17 protein-coding genes are annotated in these 14,633 nt (G+C 50.2%); 16 read left to right on the top strand and 1 reads right to left on the bottom strand.

From position 1 onward, the window contains the following. Window positions 1-15 precede the first annotated feature (15 nt). The 8 genes from atpB (at window position 16) to DDT52_RS11815 (ending at window position 6,511) form a co-directional block, all read left to right on the top strand. Entirely contained in the window at window positions 16-795 is a 780-nt protein-coding gene (gene atpB, locus DDT52_RS11850) for a F0F1 ATP synthase subunit A (RefSeq protein WP_136156531.1), read from the top strand. A 49-nt stretch (window positions 796-844) separates the two neighbouring features. After that, window positions 845-1,084: a F0F1 ATP synthase subunit C gene (gene atpE / locus DDT52_RS11845; protein WP_005976545.1), complete on the top strand. Its 240-nt coding sequence runs from the start codon at window positions 845-847 to the stop codon at window positions 1,082-1,084. A 65-nt stretch (window positions 1,085-1,149) separates the two neighbouring features. Beyond that, window positions 1,150-1,620, top strand: coding sequence for a F0F1 ATP synthase subunit B (gene atpF, locus DDT52_RS11840; protein ID WP_109491494.1), 471 nt, complete (start codon window positions 1,150-1,152; stop codon window positions 1,618-1,620). Window positions 1,621-1,634: 14 nt separating this feature from the next. Then, window positions 1,635-2,168 (top strand): F0F1 ATP synthase subunit delta, encoded by a 534-nt coding sequence (gene atpH / locus DDT52_RS11835; RefSeq protein ID WP_136156530.1) that lies wholly within the window; start codon window positions 1,635-1,637, stop codon window positions 2,166-2,168. Window positions 2,169-2,180: 12 nt separating this feature from the next. Continuing rightward, the gene (atpA, locus tag DDT52_RS11830; protein WP_136156529.1) at window positions 2,181-3,722 is read left to right on the top strand and encodes a F0F1 ATP synthase subunit alpha; all 1,542 of its coding nucleotides are present in this window, start codon (window positions 2,181-2,183) and stop codon (window positions 3,720-3,722) included. A 53-nt stretch (window positions 3,723-3,775) separates the two neighbouring features. Next, the gene (gene atpG / locus DDT52_RS11825) at window positions 3,776-4,639 is read left to right on the top strand and encodes a F0F1 ATP synthase subunit gamma (RefSeq protein ID WP_136156528.1); all 864 of its coding nucleotides are present in this window, start codon (window positions 3,776-3,778) and stop codon (window positions 4,637-4,639) included. Window positions 4,640-4,686: 47 nt separating this feature from the next. Continuing rightward, complete coding sequence (gene atpD, locus DDT52_RS11820; RefSeq protein WP_136156527.1) at window positions 4,687-6,069, top strand: F0F1 ATP synthase subunit beta; 1,383 nt, start codon at window positions 4,687-4,689, stop codon at window positions 6,067-6,069. A gap of 28 nt (window positions 6,070-6,097) precedes the next feature. Beyond that, window positions 6,098-6,511, top strand: a complete 414-nt coding sequence (locus DDT52_RS11815; RefSeq protein WP_168709767.1) for a F0F1 ATP synthase subunit epsilon — start codon at window positions 6,098-6,100, stop codon at window positions 6,509-6,511. A gap of 114 nt (window positions 6,512-6,625) precedes the next feature. Here the strand turns inward: DDT52_RS11815 and DDT52_RS11810 are convergent, their stop codons facing one another. Continuing rightward, on the bottom strand, window positions 6,626-7,078 hold the full coding sequence (locus tag DDT52_RS11810; protein WP_136156526.1) for a VOC family protein: 453 nt from the start codon (window positions 7,076-7,078) through the stop codon (window positions 6,626-6,628). 218 nt (window positions 7,079-7,296) lie between these two features. Between DDT52_RS11810 and glmU the strand changes: the two genes are divergently transcribed. From glmU to DDT52_RS11770, 8 genes are all read left to right on the top strand, one after another. Further along, window positions 7,297-8,667, top strand: a complete 1,371-nt coding sequence (glmU, locus tag DDT52_RS11805) for a bifunctional UDP-N-acetylglucosamine diphosphorylase/glucosamine-1-phosphate N-acetyltransferase GlmU (protein ID WP_136156525.1) — start codon at window positions 7,297-7,299, stop codon at window positions 8,665-8,667. A gap of 189 nt (window positions 8,668-8,856) precedes the next feature. After that, entirely contained in the window at window positions 8,857-10,686 is a 1,830-nt protein-coding gene (gene glmS, locus DDT52_RS11800; protein ID WP_136156524.1) for a glutamine--fructose-6-phosphate transaminase (isomerizing), read from the top strand. A gap of 282 nt (window positions 10,687-10,968) precedes the next feature. After that, window positions 10,969-11,355 (top strand): hypothetical protein, encoded by a 387-nt coding sequence (locus DDT52_RS11795; protein WP_136156523.1) that lies wholly within the window; start codon window positions 10,969-10,971, stop codon window positions 11,353-11,355. A 69-nt stretch (window positions 11,356-11,424) separates the two neighbouring features. Continuing rightward, on the top strand, window positions 11,425-12,492 hold the full coding sequence (locus tag DDT52_RS11790; protein ID WP_136156522.1) for a methyltransferase: 1,068 nt from the start codon (window positions 11,425-11,427) through the stop codon (window positions 12,490-12,492). Window positions 12,493-12,561: 69 nt separating this feature from the next. Continuing rightward, on the top strand, window positions 12,562-13,290 hold the full coding sequence (locus DDT52_RS11785) for a beta-ketoacyl synthase chain length factor (protein WP_136156521.1): 729 nt from the start codon (window positions 12,562-12,564) through the stop codon (window positions 13,288-13,290). Continuing rightward, window positions 13,283-14,071, top strand: coding sequence for a lysophospholipid acyltransferase family protein (locus DDT52_RS11780; protein WP_136156520.1), 789 nt, complete (start codon window positions 13,283-13,285; stop codon window positions 14,069-14,071). The genes DDT52_RS11785 and DDT52_RS11780 overlap by 8 nt, the downstream gene beginning before the upstream one ends. Window positions 14,072-14,090: 19 nt before the next feature. Then, window positions 14,091-14,357: a phosphopantetheine-binding protein gene (locus DDT52_RS11775; protein ID WP_136156519.1), complete on the top strand. Its 267-nt coding sequence runs from the start codon at window positions 14,091-14,093 to the stop codon at window positions 14,355-14,357. 18 nt (window positions 14,358-14,375) lie between these two features. Continuing rightward, window positions 14,376-14,627 carry an acyl carrier protein gene (locus DDT52_RS11770; protein WP_136156518.1) on the top strand — a complete coding sequence of 84 codons (252 nt, stop codon included), beginning with the start codon at window positions 14,376-14,378 and terminating at the stop codon, window positions 14,625-14,627. The last annotated feature ends 6 nt before the right edge of the window (window positions 14,628-14,633 follow it).

The following is a 14,633-nucleotide window of genomic DNA, read 5'->3' as shown; positions in this document are numbered from 1 at the left end:
AGGGTAAGAGACATCATGGCTGCTGGGGAAATCTCTACTCCGCAAGAGTATATCGGTCATCATCTGACGCATTTGCAGGTGGGAACGGGATTCTGGTCGATCAACATCGATTCGATGTTTTTCTCTGTCGCGCTTGGGATCCTCTTTCTGGTTATCTTCCGTCGGGTTGCGAAAAACGCGACCAGCGGCGTGCCGGGAAAATTGCAAACGGCGGTCGAATTGATTGTCGGTTTCGTTGATAGCAACGTGCGCGATATGTTCCACGGCAAGAGTAAACTGATCGCTCCTCTGGCGCTGACCATTTTCGTCTGGGTATTTCTGATGAACCTGATGGATCTGCTGCCAATCGATTTCCTGCCTTATATCGGCGAGCACGTTCTGGGATTACCTGCGCTGCGCGTGGTGCCTTCTGCCGACGTGAACATTACGCTGTCCCTGGCGCTTGGGGTATTCGCCCTCGTTCTGTTCTACAGCATCAAAATGAAAGGCGTTGGCGGTTTTGTGAAAGAACTGACCATGCAGCCGTTCAATCATCCAGTTTTTATTCCTATCAACCTGATTCTTGAAGGTGTCAGCCTGCTGTCCAAACCGATTTCTCTTGGTTTGCGACTGTTTGGCAACATGTATGCGGGTGAGTTGATCTTCATCCTGATTGCCGGCTTGCTGCCGTGGTGGTCGCAATGGTTGTTGAATGTGCCCTGGGCCATTTTCCACATTTTGATTATTACGCTTCAGGCTTTTATTTTCATGGTTCTGACGGTTGTTTATCTCTCGATGGCATCTGAAGAGCATTAATTTTCTTTCAACACAATAACGTTTTAACTGAAACAAACTGGAGACTGTCATGGAAAACCTGAGTGTGGATCTGCTGTACATGGCTGCCGCTTTGATGATGGGTTTGGCGGCTATCGGTGCTGCGATCGGTATCGGCATTCTGGGTGGTAAATTCTTGGAAGGCGCTGCTCGTCAGCCTGACCTGATTCCTCTGCTGCGTACACAGTTCTTTATCGTAATGGGCCTGGTTGACGCCATCCCGATGATTGCTGTTGGTCTGGGTCTGTATGTGATGTTTGCGGTGGCCTAAGCGGAAATGTTTTCTGCTGGGGTTGGAAACATCAACTTATTTAACTTTGAAAGAGGCATTGTGCTGTGAATATTAATGCAACAATCCTCGGCCAAGCCATTGCGTTCGTCCTGTTTGTCTGGTTCTGCATGAAGTACGTATGGCCGCCAATTATGGCTGCCATCGAGAAGCGTCAGAAAGAAATTGCTGACGGTCTGGCTTCTGCTGAACGTGCCAAAAAAGATTTGAACTTAGCGCAGGCCAATGCGACAGACCAACTGAAAAAAGCCAAAGCGGATGCACAGGTTATCATTGAGCAGGCGAACAAACGCCGCGCTCAGATCCTGGATGAAGCTAAAGTTGAAGCGGAAGCTGAACGTAACAAGATTGTGGCGCAAGCGCAGGCTGAAATTGAAGCCGAACGTAAACGTGCGCGTGAAGAGTTGCGTAAGCAAGTCGCCATGTTGGCTATTGCCGGTGCCGAGAAAATTATTGAACGTTCCGTGGATGAAGCTGCTAACAGCGACATCGTTGATAAACTGGTCGCTGAACTGTAAGGAGGGAGGGGCCGATGTCTGAATTTGTCACGGTAGCTCGCCCCTACGCCAAAGCAGCTTTTGACTTTGCGGTTGAGAATCAGGTTATTGATCGCTGGCAGACCATGCTGGCGTTTACGGCCGAAGTAACGCGTAACGATCAGATGGCCGAGTTGCTTTCTGGTGCGGTAGCACCGAGCGAACTGGCCAAAACGTTCATTGCCGTTTGTGGTGATCAACTTGATGAAGCCGGTCAGAACCTGATTAAGGTGATGGCCGAGAACGGACGTTTACTGGTGCTTCCTGAAGTACTGGAACAATTTATTCAACTGCGGGCAGCACAGGAATCGACGGTTGATGTCGAAGTCATTTCTGCCAGTGCGTTGAGTGAGCAGCAGCTATCGAAGATAGCGGCCGCGATGGAACAACGTCTGTCACGCAAAGTGAAGCTGAATTGCAAAATTGATAAGTCTGTCATCGCCGGCGTGGTTATTCGCGCGGGTGATATGGTGATAGATGGCAGCATTCGCGGTCGTCTGGATCGTCTGGCAGACGTCTTGCAGTCTTAAGGGGACTGGAGCATGCAACTGAATTCCACCGAAATCAGCGAACTGATCAAGCAGCGCATTGCTCAGTTCAATGTGGTGAGCGAAGCTCACAATGAAGGTACTATTGTTTCCGTCAGCGACGGGATCATCCGCATTCACGGTCTTGCCGATGTCATGCAGGGGGAGATGATTTCTCTGCCGGGCAACCGTTATGCGATTGCACTGAACCTGGAGCGCGACTCCGTTGGTGCGGTAGTGATGGGTCCGTATGCGGACCTGGCCGAAGGCATGAAAGTAAAATGTACCGGCCGTATTCTTGAAGTACCGGTTGGCCGTGGTTTGCTGGGGCGCGTAGTGAACACGCTGGGCGCGCCGATTGATGGTAAAGGCCCATTGGATCACGACGGTTTTTCTGCGGTTGAAGCGATTGCGCCCGGCGTTATCGAACGTCAGTCCGTCGATCAGCCGGTGCAGACGGGTTATAAATCCGTCGACGCCATGATCCCGATCGGTCGTGGTCAGCGTGAATTGATCATCGGTGACCGTCAGACGGGTAAAACCGCACTGGCTATCGATGCCATCATCAACCAGCGTGAATCCGGCATCAAATGTGTGTACGTCGCTATCGGTCAGAAAGCGTCCACCATTTCCAACGTGGTACGTAAACTGGAAGAGCATGGCGCACTGGAAAACACCATTGTGGTGGTGGCGACGGCATCTGAATCCGCCGCGCTGCAATATCTGGCGCCGTATGCCGGTTGCGCAATGGGCGAGTACTTCCGCGACCGTGGCGAAGATGCGTTGATCATTTATGATGACCTGTCCAAACAGGCCGTCGCTTATCGTCAGATTTCCCTGCTGCTGCGTCGTCCGCCAGGTCGTGAAGCTTATCCGGGTGACGTTTTCTATCTCCACTCCCGCTTGCTGGAACGTGCTGCGCGTGTAAACGTTGAGTACGTGGAAGCCTTCACCAAGGGTGAAGTGAAAGGAAAAACGGGTTCTCTGACTGCTTTGCCAATCATTGAAACCCAGGCTGGTGACGTTTCGGCGTTTGTTCCGACCAACGTCATTTCCATTACCGATGGTCAGATCTTCCTGGAATCCAATCTGTTTAACGCCGGTATCCGTCCTGCGGTTAACCCGGGGATCTCCGTATCTCGTGTGGGCGGCGCGGCACAGACCAAGATCATGAAAAAACTGTCCGGTGGTATCCGTACCGCGCTGGCACAGTATCGTGAACTGGCCGCGTTTTCTCAGTTTGCATCCGATCTTGACGATGCAACGCGTAAACAGTTAAGCCATGGTCAGAAAGTGACCGAGTTGCTGAAACAGAAACAGTATGCGCCGATGTCTGTCGCGCAGCAGTCTCTGGTTCTGTTTGCGGCGGAACGTGGTTATCTGGAAGACGTCGATCTGGCAAAAGTCGGTAGCTTTGAAGCGGCACTGCTGGCTTATGCAGATCGCGAGCATGGCGAACTTCTGCAACAAATCGACCAGACTGGCGCTTATAACGATGAGATCGAGGGCAAGTTTAAGAATATCCTCGATACTTTTAAGGCAACCCAGTCCTGGTAACGCCCGGTGGCCTGCTGTAAAGCAGGCCGCAAGGCATTGAGGAGAAGCAAAAGATGGCCGGCGCAAAAGAGATACGTAGTAAGATCGCAAGCGTCCAGAACACGCAGAAGATCACCAAAGCGATGGAAATGGTCGCCGCTTCCAAAATGCGTAAATCGCAGGATCGTATGGCGGCCAGCCGTCCTTATGCGGAAACCATACGCAAAGTGATCGGTCACCTTGCGTTAGGAAATCTGGAATATAAACACCCGTACCTGGAAGAGCGTGATGTGAAGCGCGTTGGGTATTTGGTGGTGTCTACTGACCGTGGCCTGTGCGGTGGTTTGAACATTAACCTGTTTAAAAAGCTGCTGGCTGATATGAAATCCTGGAGTGAGAAAGGCGTTGAAACCGATTTAGCGCTGATTGGCTCCAAAGCGGTCTCTTTTTTCGGTTCAGTAGGCGGTAACATTGTTGCTCAGGTCACCGGCATGGGGGATAACCCTTCCGTGTCAGAATTGATCGGTCCGGTGAAAGTTATGCTGCAAGCCTACGACGAAGGTCGTCTGGACAAGCTGTACATCGTGAGTAACAAGTTCATCAATACCATGTCTCAGGAACCGCTTGTTGTTCAGCTGTTACCGTTACCGCCTTCGGATGACGGTGAGTTGAAGAAAAAAGCCTGGGATTACCTGTATGAGCCCGATCCTAAGTCGCTGCTGGATACCCTGCTGCGCCGTTATGTGGAATCTCAGGTTTATCAGGGCGTTGTGGAAAACCTGGCCAGCGAACAGGCCGCGCGAATGGTTGCAATGAAAGCGGCGACTGACAACGGCGGTAGCCTGATCAAAGAGTTGCAGTTGGTATACAACAAAGCTCGTCAGGCCAGTATCACCCAGGAACTCACCGAAATCGTCGGGGGAGCCTCCGCGGTTTAAAGCAGGTTTACGAATTACGTATTGTCGAATTACGTAGAGGATTCAAGATGGCTACTGGAAAGATTATCCAGGTAATCGGCGCCGTGGTGGACGTCGAGTTCCCGCAAGATGCCGTACCGAAAGTGTACGATGCGCTTGAGGTAGAGAACGGTGCTGAAAAGCTGGTGCTGGAAGTGCAGCAGCAGTTGGGCGGCGGCGTTGTTCGTTGTATCGCAATGGGCTCTTCCGACGGTCTGCGTCGTGGGTTGACGGTAACCAACCTGGCCCACCCGATTGAAGTACCGGTTGGTAAAGCGACGCTGGGCCGTATCATGAACGTTCTGGGCGAACCAGTCGACATGAAAGGTCCGATCGGCGAAGAAGACCGCTGGGCGATTCACCGTCCGGCGCCAACCTATGAAGAACTGTCAAACTCACAGGAACTGCTGGAAACCGGCATCAAGGTTATCGACCTGATGTGTCCGTTTGCCAAGGGCGGTAAAGTGGGGCTGTTTGGTGGTGCGGGCGTAGGTAAAACGGTAAATATGATGGAGCTGATCCGTAACATCGCGATCGAGCACTCCGGTTACTCCGTATTTGCCGGCGTGGGTGAACGTACCCGTGAAGGTAACGACTTCTACCACGAAATGACCGATTCCAACGTTATTGATAAAGTATCACTGGTGTATGGTCAGATGAACGAGCCGCCGGGCAACCGTCTGCGCGTTGCGCTGACCGGTCTGACCATGGCGGAAAAATTCCGTGATGAAGGCCGTGACGTACTGTTGTTTGTCGATAATATCTATCGTTACACCCTGGCCGGTACCGAAGTGTCCGCACTGTTGGGCCGTATGCCTTCAGCGGTGGGTTATCAGCCGACGCTGGCGGAAGAAATGGGTGTGCTGCAAGAACGTATCACGTCCACCAAAACAGGGTCTATCACGTCCGTTCAGGCGGTTTACGTTCCTGCGGATGACTTGACTGACCCGTCGCCAGCCACCACCTTTGCCCACCTGGATGCAACCGTGGTACTGAGCCGTCAGATCGCTTCGCTGGGTATTTATCCGGCCGTTGACCCGCTGGATTCCACCAGTCGTCAGCTCGATCCGCTGGTTGTCGGTCAGGAACACTACGATGTTGCGCGTGGCGTACAGTCTGTTCTGCAACGTTATCAGGAACTGAAAGATATCATTGCGATCCTGGGGATGGACGAACTGTCGGAAGAAGACAAACTGGTCGTATCCCGTGCCCGTAAGATCCAGCGCTTCCTGTCGCAGCCGTTCTTCGTGGCGGAAGTGTTCACCGGTTCTCCGGGTAAGTATGTTTCGCTGAAAGATACCATTCGTGGTTTTAAAGGTATTATGGATGGCGAATACGACCACCTGCCGGAGCAGGCGTTCTACATGGTTGGTTCCATTGAAGAAGCAATGGAAAAAGCCAAGAAACTGTAACGCCTTGTAGGAGGGTGATATGGCTGCTATGACTTACCATCTGGATGTCGTTAGTGCGGAACAGCAAATGTTCTCCGGTCTGGTACAGAAAATCCAGGTGACGGGGAGCGAAGGCGAACTGGGTATTTATCCGGGACATGCCCCTCTGCTCACTGCCATTAAACCTGGTATGGTTCGTATTGTTAAACAGCACGGCGAAGAAGAGTATATCTACCTGTCCGGCGGCGTCCTTGAGGTGCAGCCGAATATGGTAACGGTACTGTCAGATACCGCCATCCGTGGGCAGGATCTGGATGAAGCGCGTGCGTTGGAAGCGAAACGTAAAGCTGAAGAGCATATCCGTAACTCGCATGGCGATGTGGATTATGCTCAGGCTTCCGCAGAGCTGACCAAAGCAATTGCGAAGCTGCGCGTTATCGAACTGACCAGAAAAGCGATGTAACAGATAAGCGTCTGATAAACAAAAGCCAGTCAATATCAACTGACTGGCTTTTTTTATAACGGGTGTCCTGCCCGTCACCCTGCGGGCCGCCGCAAGCGACGTTGAAAAACGTTTTTAGGCGTCAGGATGTCGCCGTGCAGCCTTCAGTGCGCGTCGCTTCTGTTTTTCCAGGAAAAACATCACCTCCAGCTTTAATCCGTCTGGATCGAGAAAATAAACCGCGTAATACCCCTCGCCGTAATCGGGATAGTCGGCTGGCGCATCCACGATCGTCACGCTTTCTTGCTGAAGAAAGGTATAAAGCGCATCAACATCCTCACGTTTCTCTACCTCGAATGCGTAATGATGATATCCCACATCACCTGTCCGGTGCTGGTGTTTACGGCCTTGCGCGTCTGCCTCGGTAATCCAGAACATAGTTTCGCCATTGTTCCAGCCGATCACGCGATCGAACTCCCACTCAATCGTGAATCCCAGGAAGCTGAGGACGCGATCATAAAAATGTTTCGACCGTTCCAAATCACTCACGCGAATGGCAAGGTGATCAATACCCACCACATTCACCATATCCGGCTCCTTTGTTATAACGTTGCGTTCGTTTCATGCCGGCGAAAGCAGGCATTCGTTAAACTTACTTATTCAGTGTTGATCTTTTCAGAAAAAACTCACGAAAAATTGTCCGCGTTATGCGCTAGTTTCGGTAAACTCTGACCCTATGGGCCGTAACGGGCTTACCTTGTCCACTCTTTTTGATTGTCTGCCAATCAGTTTTTGTCAGGATGCTTATGTCGAATAGTGCTATGAGTGTGGTTATCCTTGCTGCTGGTAAAGGAACCCGCATGTATTCCGATCTTCCCAAAGTTTTGCACCCGTTAGCGGGTAAGCCCATGGTACAGCATGTGATTGATGCCGCGATGACAACGGGTGCGCAGCATGTTCATTTGGTTTACGGGCACGGTGGCGATTTGCTGAAGCGCGAGCTATCCGATCCGGCATTAAATTGGGTATTACAGGCCGAGCAGTTGGGGACCGGTCATGCCATGCAGCAGGCTGCGCCCTACTTTGCTGACGATGAAGATATTCTGATGTTATACGGCGATGTGCCGCTGATTTCACCGCAAACGCTGGGCCGGTTGTTACAGGCAAAGCCACAGGGTGGAATTGGTTTGCTGACGGTAAAGCTGGACGATCCGACGGGTTATGGCCGTATTGTGCGTGAAAATGGTGCTGTTGTAGGGATTGTTGAACATAAGGATGCCAGCGAAGAACAACGCCGGATTAATGAAATCAACACCGGTATTCTGGTCGCTAACGGCAAAGATTTGAAACGCTGGCTTGGGCGGTTAAATAACAATAATGCGCAGGGTGAATATTACATCACCGATATCATTGCCATGGCCGCGACCGAAGGCAATCAGGTTGAAACGGTTCATCCGGCGCGTTTAAGCGAAGTTGAAGGCGTGAATAACCGTTTACAGTTGTCGGCGTTAGAGCGTGTTTATCAGCGCGAACAGGCGGAAAGGCTCCTGCTGGCGGGGGTCATGCTGCTTGATCCAATCCGGTTTGATTTGCGCGGTGATGTGGTGCACGGTCGTGATGTGACAATTGATGTCAATGTGGTGCTGGAAGGTAACGTCAGACTGGGTAACCGCGTCAAAATCGGTATGGGATGCGTAATTAAGAATTGCGCGATTGGTGATGATTGCGAAATCAGCCCATACTCAGTATTGGAAGATGCCGTTCTGGACGCTGACTGTACCGTAGGGCCATTCGCCCGTCTGCGTCCCGGTGCGGAGCTGGCGGAAGGCGCCCACGTGGGTAACTTTGTCGAACTGAAAAAAACGCGTTTAGGAAAAGGATCGAAAGCGGGTCATCTTAGCTATCTGGGTGATGCGGAGATTGGTTCTGGTGTTAATATTGGTGCAGGTACGATCACCTGTAACTATGACGGCGCCAATAAACATAAAACCATTATTGGTGATGATGTGTTTGTCGGGTCCGATACCCAACTGGTGGCGCCGGTCAATGTGGCTAGCGGTGTTACTATTGGTGCGGGCACCACCGTGACGAGCGACGTGGCAGAAAACGATTTGGTGATCAGCCGTGTGAAGCAGCAGCATATCAAAGGCTGGAAACGGCCGGTGAAGAAGGCATAATCGCTAATCCTGTGCCTCCGTGAGCGACGGAGGCCGTTTTGTCCTGTGCTTTTGCCATCCGAAAGTACAGGGAAAAACATAATAATCCCCAACTCTCTACAAGGCTCGGGGAACCCGGAAAAACCGGGACAATCAGGTCTAAGACATCTCAGGTGACACAATATGTCACTTTTATAGGAACAACAATCGATGTGTGGAATTGTAGGCGCTGTGGCGCAACGTGATATTGCAGAAATTCTGTTAGAAGGTTTACGCCGCCTGGAATATCGTGGCTATGACTCGGCGGGTCTGGCTGTGGTTGACGGTGAAGGGCGAGTTTCTCGCCTGCGTCGTTTGGGTAAAGTTCAGATGCTGGCTCAGGCTGCCGAGGAACACGAGCTGCATGGCGGTACGGGTATTGCCCATACTCGCTGGGCAACGCACGGTGAACCTTCTGAGGAAAATGCGCACCCGCATGTTTCTGAACACATAATCATCGTCCATAACGGGATTATTGAAAACCACGAACCTTTGCGTGAGCTGATGATTGAACGCGGCTATCGTTTTGTGTCGGAAACGGATACCGAAGTCGTTGCTCATTTGGTTCACTTTGAACAAAAGCAGGGCGGTTCGCTGGTTGACGTGGTTAAGCGTGTGATCCCTCAACTGCGCGGTGCTTATGGCATGGTGGTTCTGGATAGCCGTGACCCGAGCGTACTGGTTGCCGCTCGTTCCGGTAGTCCGCTGGTTATCGGTCGTGGTATGGGGGAAAACTTCATTGCTTCTGACCAACTGGCGCTGTTGCCGGTTACCCGTCGCTTTATGTTTCTGGAAGAGGGCGACGTGGCGGAAATCACCCGCCGTGACGTTCGCGTATTTGATAAATCCGGCCAGCTTGCCGTGCGCGAAGAAATCGAATCGAAAGTCAATTACGATGCCGGTGACAAAGGGGCCTACCGTCATTACATGCAGAAAGAGATTTACGAGCAGCCGATGGCTATCAAGAACACCCTTGAAGGGCGTTTCAGTCACGGTGAGGTCAATCTTTCTGAATTAGGCCCGAAAGCGGATGAACTGCTGGCGAAAGTGCAGCATGTTCAGATCATCGCCTGTGGCACATCTTACAATTCAGGTATGGTTTCCCGCTATTGGTTTGAAGCTTTGGCGGGGATTCCGTGTGATGTGGAAATCGCCTCCGAGTTCCGCTATCGCAAACCGGCGGTACGACAGAATAGCCTGATGATTACCCTGTCTCAGTCAGGTGAAACAGCAGATACGCTGGCAGCGCTGCGTTTGTCTAAAGAGCTGGGATATCTGGGCTCACTGGCCATTTGTAACGTTGCGGGATCGTCGCTGGTGCGTGAGTCCGATCTGTCACTGATGACCAAAGCCGGTGTGGAAATCGGTGTGGCTTCTACCAAAGCGTTTACTACTCAGCTCACCGTTCTGCTGATGCTGGTGGCCCGTATTGGTCGTCTGCGCGGTATGGATGCCGAAATTGAGCATGATATCGTACACGGTTTGCAGGCGCTGCCCGCTCGAATCGAGCAAATGCTGTCGCAGGATAAGCTCATCGAATCTCTGGCCGAGGGTTTCTCTGATAAACATCATGCGCTGTTCCTGGGCCGTGGCGATCAGTATCCGATCGCGATGGAAGGGGCGTTGAAGTTGAAAGAAATCTCCTATATCCATGCGGAAGCCTATGCGGCAGGCGAACTGAAACATGGTCCGCTGGCGTTGATTGATGCGGATATGCCGGTCGTGGTCGTAGCGCCTAATAACGAACTGCTGGAAAAACTGAAATCCAATATTGAAGAAGTCCGCGCGCGCGGCGGCGAGCTGTATGTGTTTGCCGACGAAGATGCCGGCTTTACCAGCAGCGAGAATATGAGAATTATTCCTCTGCCGCATATTGAAGAGGTGATTGCACCGATTTTCTATACGGTACCGCTACAGTTGCTGTCTTATCATGTTGCCCTGATCAAAGGTACTGATGTCGATCAGCCGCGTAACCTGGCCAAGTCGGTAACGGTTGAATAATTTAGGTTTTTTTTACTAAATCCGTCTTGTGGTGACTTGCTCTATGAGTTTCATAAGGCGGATTTTTTTGTCACTTAATCCTATTGGTAATACGTCTAAGTCGTTATCTTCGTTTAGTTCTTTCCCTGTTCTTTGAATCTGCATAGCAGAAACCGATGTTTTTTTGTCAACGTATATTCATTTTGTGTAAAATAGTTTAAATAATGCGTTAGTTCTTATTCATCGCATTAGGCACTGCTTCGTCACTGCAGTTTAAATGTTGATTTAATTGACAGGGATTTTATGAAAAAACATTTTATTTTCTTAGGGTTGGCGTGTGTTTTGGCTGTGACTGGCTGTGCTCGCACGGCTCCTGTGGCAAATGTAACTAAAACGATTGCAGCACAGCAAACGGCCGATCAGGTGAAAAGGGCCATTCTTCAGGCTGGTTTGGAGCGTGAATGGGTGATGGTGCCGGTGTCCCCCGGTGTTATCAATGGACACCTTGATCAACGCGGCCACATAGCAGATATCCGCATAACCTATTCGCAAACCAGCTATTCCATCAATTATGTCAGCAGTCAGAATCTGATGGCCGGAGGTGGGAAGATCCACCGTAATTATAATCGCTGGATAAACAATCTGGACCGAGAAATTCAATTAAAACTCGCAGGCCAGCAAATTAAATAATTTTAAGGGCCGAATATTTCTTCGGCCTTATTTTTTATTTGTAATCATTCGACCTCAAGGGAAACACTCGTGTCTTACGGATATGACAGAGATAACGTCAGTGCACTGGATGCTATTACCGAAGCCCAGCGTATTGCTTTTGCCCCCATGCTGTTTCAGGCCGCTCTTAATTTACGCAATCACGGTATCTTGGCTTTTCTGGACAAAAGTGGTTCCAAAGGCGCCATGCTTAATGAGATTGTTGATGTCACTTCATTGAATCGCTATGCCATTGAGCTTCTTTTGGATGTCGGACTGAGTGGGCGTATCGTCATTCAGCGTGACGAACACTATATTCTGGCCAAGGTTGGGCACTATCTTCTTCATGATCGAATGACCCGTGTCAATATGGATTTCACTCAGGATGTTTGTTATCAGGGAATGTTTTATCTTGATGAAGCATTGTCAAAAAATGAGCCTTCCGGGTTAAAAGTTTTTGGCAAGTGGTCAACGATATATCCGGCTTTAAGTCAACTACCGCAGCAGGTAAAGGACAGTTGGTTTGCATTCGACCATTTTTATTCTGATGCCGCGTTTGATGCCGTATTGCCACATGTGTTTCGACTAAAACCGAAACATATATACGATGTTGGCGGGAATACCGGTAAGTGGGCAATGCGCTGCTATGACTATGACTCAGAGGTGAAGGTCACCATTCTGGATTTACCGGAACAAATCGCACTGGCGACAGAAAATATTGCAAGATCAGGAAAACTCGATCGTATTCAGGGTACTGCTGTCGATATGTTATCTGATAGCCCATTACCTGAGGATGCGGATATATGGTGGATGAGCCAGTTTCTCGACTGTTTTAGCGAAGAGCAGATTGTGGCTATTTTGCGCAAAATAGCCAGTGCTATAAAAGTAGATGCACGGGTCTGTATTTTAGAGATTTTCTGGGATCGTCAGCAGTGGGAGGCTGGCGCCTTTAGCCTTAACGCTTCTTCACTCTATTTTACCTGCCTTGCTAATGGTTCCAGCCGTTTTTATGCGGCCAGACGATTTTTGCCGTTGTTGAGTAAAGCAGGATTTATCGTGGAACAGCAGATCGACAATATTGGTATCGGTCACACGCTGCTTATTTGTAAAAAGCAATAATAAACAATAGGCATAGACGGAATATCGAAATGATATCGCTGTGTTATGTAGCACCGGAAGAAGACTGGTATGAGATTAGCGTTTTCAATCCTTGACTGGCAGGCCAACGCACCCGGCCTCAGCTGTACCGATGATTGGTTGAATTGGGCCAGACAGTCGGCTGCGATAGATACCGCCCGGCCGCTGGATAAATGTCGTCAGTTGCCGATGATGATGGCGCGTCGCCTAAACAATGGTAGCCGTTTAGCGGTGGACTGCGGATTAGCGTTGTTGCATCGTCAGTCAGTTGACGCGATTGTGTTTACGTCTCGTCATGGTGAGTTGGAGCGCAACCTGAGCATTCTGAAAGCGTTGTCAAACAACGACAATATTTCTCCTACCGATTTTGCCATGTCAGTACACAATGCCGCGGTAGGCAGTCTGACCATCGTGGCAAAAGCACCGCTGGTTTCCGCGTCGATTGCAGCGGGAAAGGACTCTTTCCAACAAGGACTCGTTGAAGTAAAAGCCCTTCAGGCTGCTGGTTACAAGCATGTCCTGCTGGTTGATTTCGATGGCGCGATCCCAGAATTTTACCATCGGCACATCCCTATCATGATGCCTCGCTATCCTTATGCGGTTGCGTTGTTATTGGGCGATGGAGACGAGGTCTGCTGTAATCCGATGGTCGGTGGTGGTGGCAAGGACGAAGGGGTGCCGCAAAGTTTGCAATTTTTACATGCCTTTCTCGCCCGTCAGCCGATATTTCATATCACAGGCGATCGTCTTGGCTGGCAGTGGGAGAGGTGTGATGTCTGAATCGTCACTGGTGCCGCGTTCATCATCCTACATAAACCGTTTATGGCGGCTAGTGATGACGGGTTGCTGCTTCGTGATGTTTAGCGTTGGTGGCTTACTGCTGTCGCTGGTATGGTTCAATCTGTTGCTGGTTCAGCGTGACACCATGCGACGCCGCCAACAGGCGCGCCGCAGTATCTCTGCCAGCTTCCGTTTCTTTTTACGAAGTGCACGCTGCCTTGGTGTATTGGATTACCACATTGATGGTATTGATATCCTACAAGCCGATAGGGGCTGCCTGGTTGTCGCCAATCACCCGACATTGATCGATTATGTTTTGTTGGCCTCAGTGATGCCGGATGCAGACTGTTTGGTCAAAGCGGATTTACAAAAGAATCCGTTTTTCTGCGGCGTTATTCGTGCTGCAGATTATCTGCTTAACAGCCGGTCCGATGCGCTACTGCCTGACTGTCAGAAGCGGCTGGACAAGGGAGATGCGATTATTATTTTCCCTGAAGGTACGCGTACACGCTATGGAGAACCCATTGTTCTGCAACGCGGCGCAGCCAATATCGCCGTTCGTTGCGGCTGTGATTTGCGGGTGGTGCATATTCATTGTAGTCAGCAGACGCTGGGAAAACAAAGCCGCTGGTACCACATTCCACCCGAAAAACCTTATTTTACCGTTAGTGTGCGTGAACGTATTCGCAGTCAAATTTTTATGGCGCCTGAAGAGGCGCATTCTTTGGCGGCTCGCCGTTTGAACCGCCTTTTACAGCAATCTTTAACACCAGAACATTGATCATTATACGGAAATATCTATGGAAAGTTTATTTATTGAAATCAAAGAAATGATTATCGAATCTCTGAACCTTGAAGACATTGACGTTGATGACATCGAAACGGACGCACCGCTTTTTGGTGAGGGGCTCGGTCTGGATTCGATTGATGCACTTGAATTGGGGCTGGCGGTAAAAAATCGTTATGGCGTCGTTCTGTCCGCAGAAAGTGAAGAGGTGCGTCAGCACTTTTTTTCAGTTGCCACCCTTGCTGCTTTCATCAACACCCAGCGCGCTGTGAGTGCCTGATAGTGAAATAATGAGTTAATGATGAATAAAAACGAAATTTATCAGGAAATTACAGGATTACTGGTTAAGTTGTTCGAACTGGATGCGGATGAGATAAAACCGGAATCCCGTCTCTATGAAGATCTTGAGCTGGATAGCATTGATGCAGTGGATATGGTTGTCCATTTGCAAAAACGCATCGGTCGAAAAATTTCACCGGAAACCTTTAAGTCAGTGCGTACCGTACAAGATGTTGTTGATGCGGTAGAACAGCTGATCCATGAATGCTGACGATCC

Origin of the sequence: Brenneria roseae subsp. roseae, assembly GCF_003115845.1 — a bacterium.
GTDB lineage: Bacteria > Pseudomonadota > Gammaproteobacteria > Enterobacterales > Enterobacteriaceae > Brenneria > Brenneria roseae.
The sequence above is the reverse complement of the archived record's forward strand: the minus strand, read 5'-3'. Positions and strand labels throughout refer to the sequence as shown.

What these genes read in the sequence shown, in the direction of transcription:
- DDT52_RS11780 (WP_136156520.1), top strand. Translation starts at nt 13,283, where the DNA reads ATGTCTGAATCGTCACTGGTGCCGCGTTCATCATCCTACATAAACCGT.
- DDT52_RS11815 (WP_168709767.1), top strand. Translation starts at nt 6,098, where the DNA reads ATGACTTACCATCTGGATGTCGTTAGTGCGGAACAGCAAATGTTCTCC.
- glmU (WP_136156525.1), top strand. Translation starts at nt 7,297, where the DNA reads ATGTCGAATAGTGCTATGAGTGTGGTTATCCTTGCTGCTGGTAAAGGA.
- DDT52_RS11810 (WP_136156526.1), bottom strand. Translation starts at nt 7,078, where the DNA reads ATGGTGAATGTGGTGGGTATTGATCACCTTGCCATTCGCGTGAGTGAT.
- atpG (WP_136156528.1), top strand. Translation starts at nt 3,776, where the DNA reads ATGGCCGGCGCAAAAGAGATACGTAGTAAGATCGCAAGCGTCCAGAAC.
- DDT52_RS11795 (WP_136156523.1), top strand. Translation starts at nt 10,969, where the DNA reads ATGAAAAAACATTTTATTTTCTTAGGGTTGGCGTGTGTTTTGGCTGTG.
- atpD (WP_136156527.1), top strand. Translation starts at nt 4,687, where the DNA reads ATGGCTACTGGAAAGATTATCCAGGTAATCGGCGCCGTGGTGGACGTC.
- glmS (WP_136156524.1), top strand. Translation starts at nt 8,857, where the DNA reads ATGTGTGGAATTGTAGGCGCTGTGGCGCAACGTGATATTGCAGAAATT.
- atpB (WP_136156531.1), top strand. Translation starts at nt 16, where the DNA reads ATGGCTGCTGGGGAAATCTCTACTCCGCAAGAGTATATCGGTCATCAT.
- DDT52_RS11785 (WP_136156521.1), top strand. Translation starts at nt 12,562, where the DNA reads ATGAGATTAGCGTTTTCAATCCTTGACTGGCAGGCCAACGCACCCGGC.
- DDT52_RS11775 (WP_136156519.1), top strand. Translation starts at nt 14,091, where the DNA reads ATGGAAAGTTTATTTATTGAAATCAAAGAAATGATTATCGAATCTCTG.
- atpA (WP_136156529.1), top strand. Translation starts at nt 2,181, where the DNA reads ATGCAACTGAATTCCACCGAAATCAGCGAACTGATCAAGCAGCGCATT.
- atpE (WP_005976545.1), top strand. Translation starts at nt 845, where the DNA reads ATGGAAAACCTGAGTGTGGATCTGCTGTACATGGCTGCCGCTTTGATG.
- DDT52_RS11770 (WP_136156518.1), top strand. Translation starts at nt 14,376, where the DNA reads ATGATGAATAAAAACGAAATTTATCAGGAAATTACAGGATTACTGGTT.
- atpH (WP_136156530.1), top strand. Translation starts at nt 1,635, where the DNA reads ATGTCTGAATTTGTCACGGTAGCTCGCCCCTACGCCAAAGCAGCTTTT.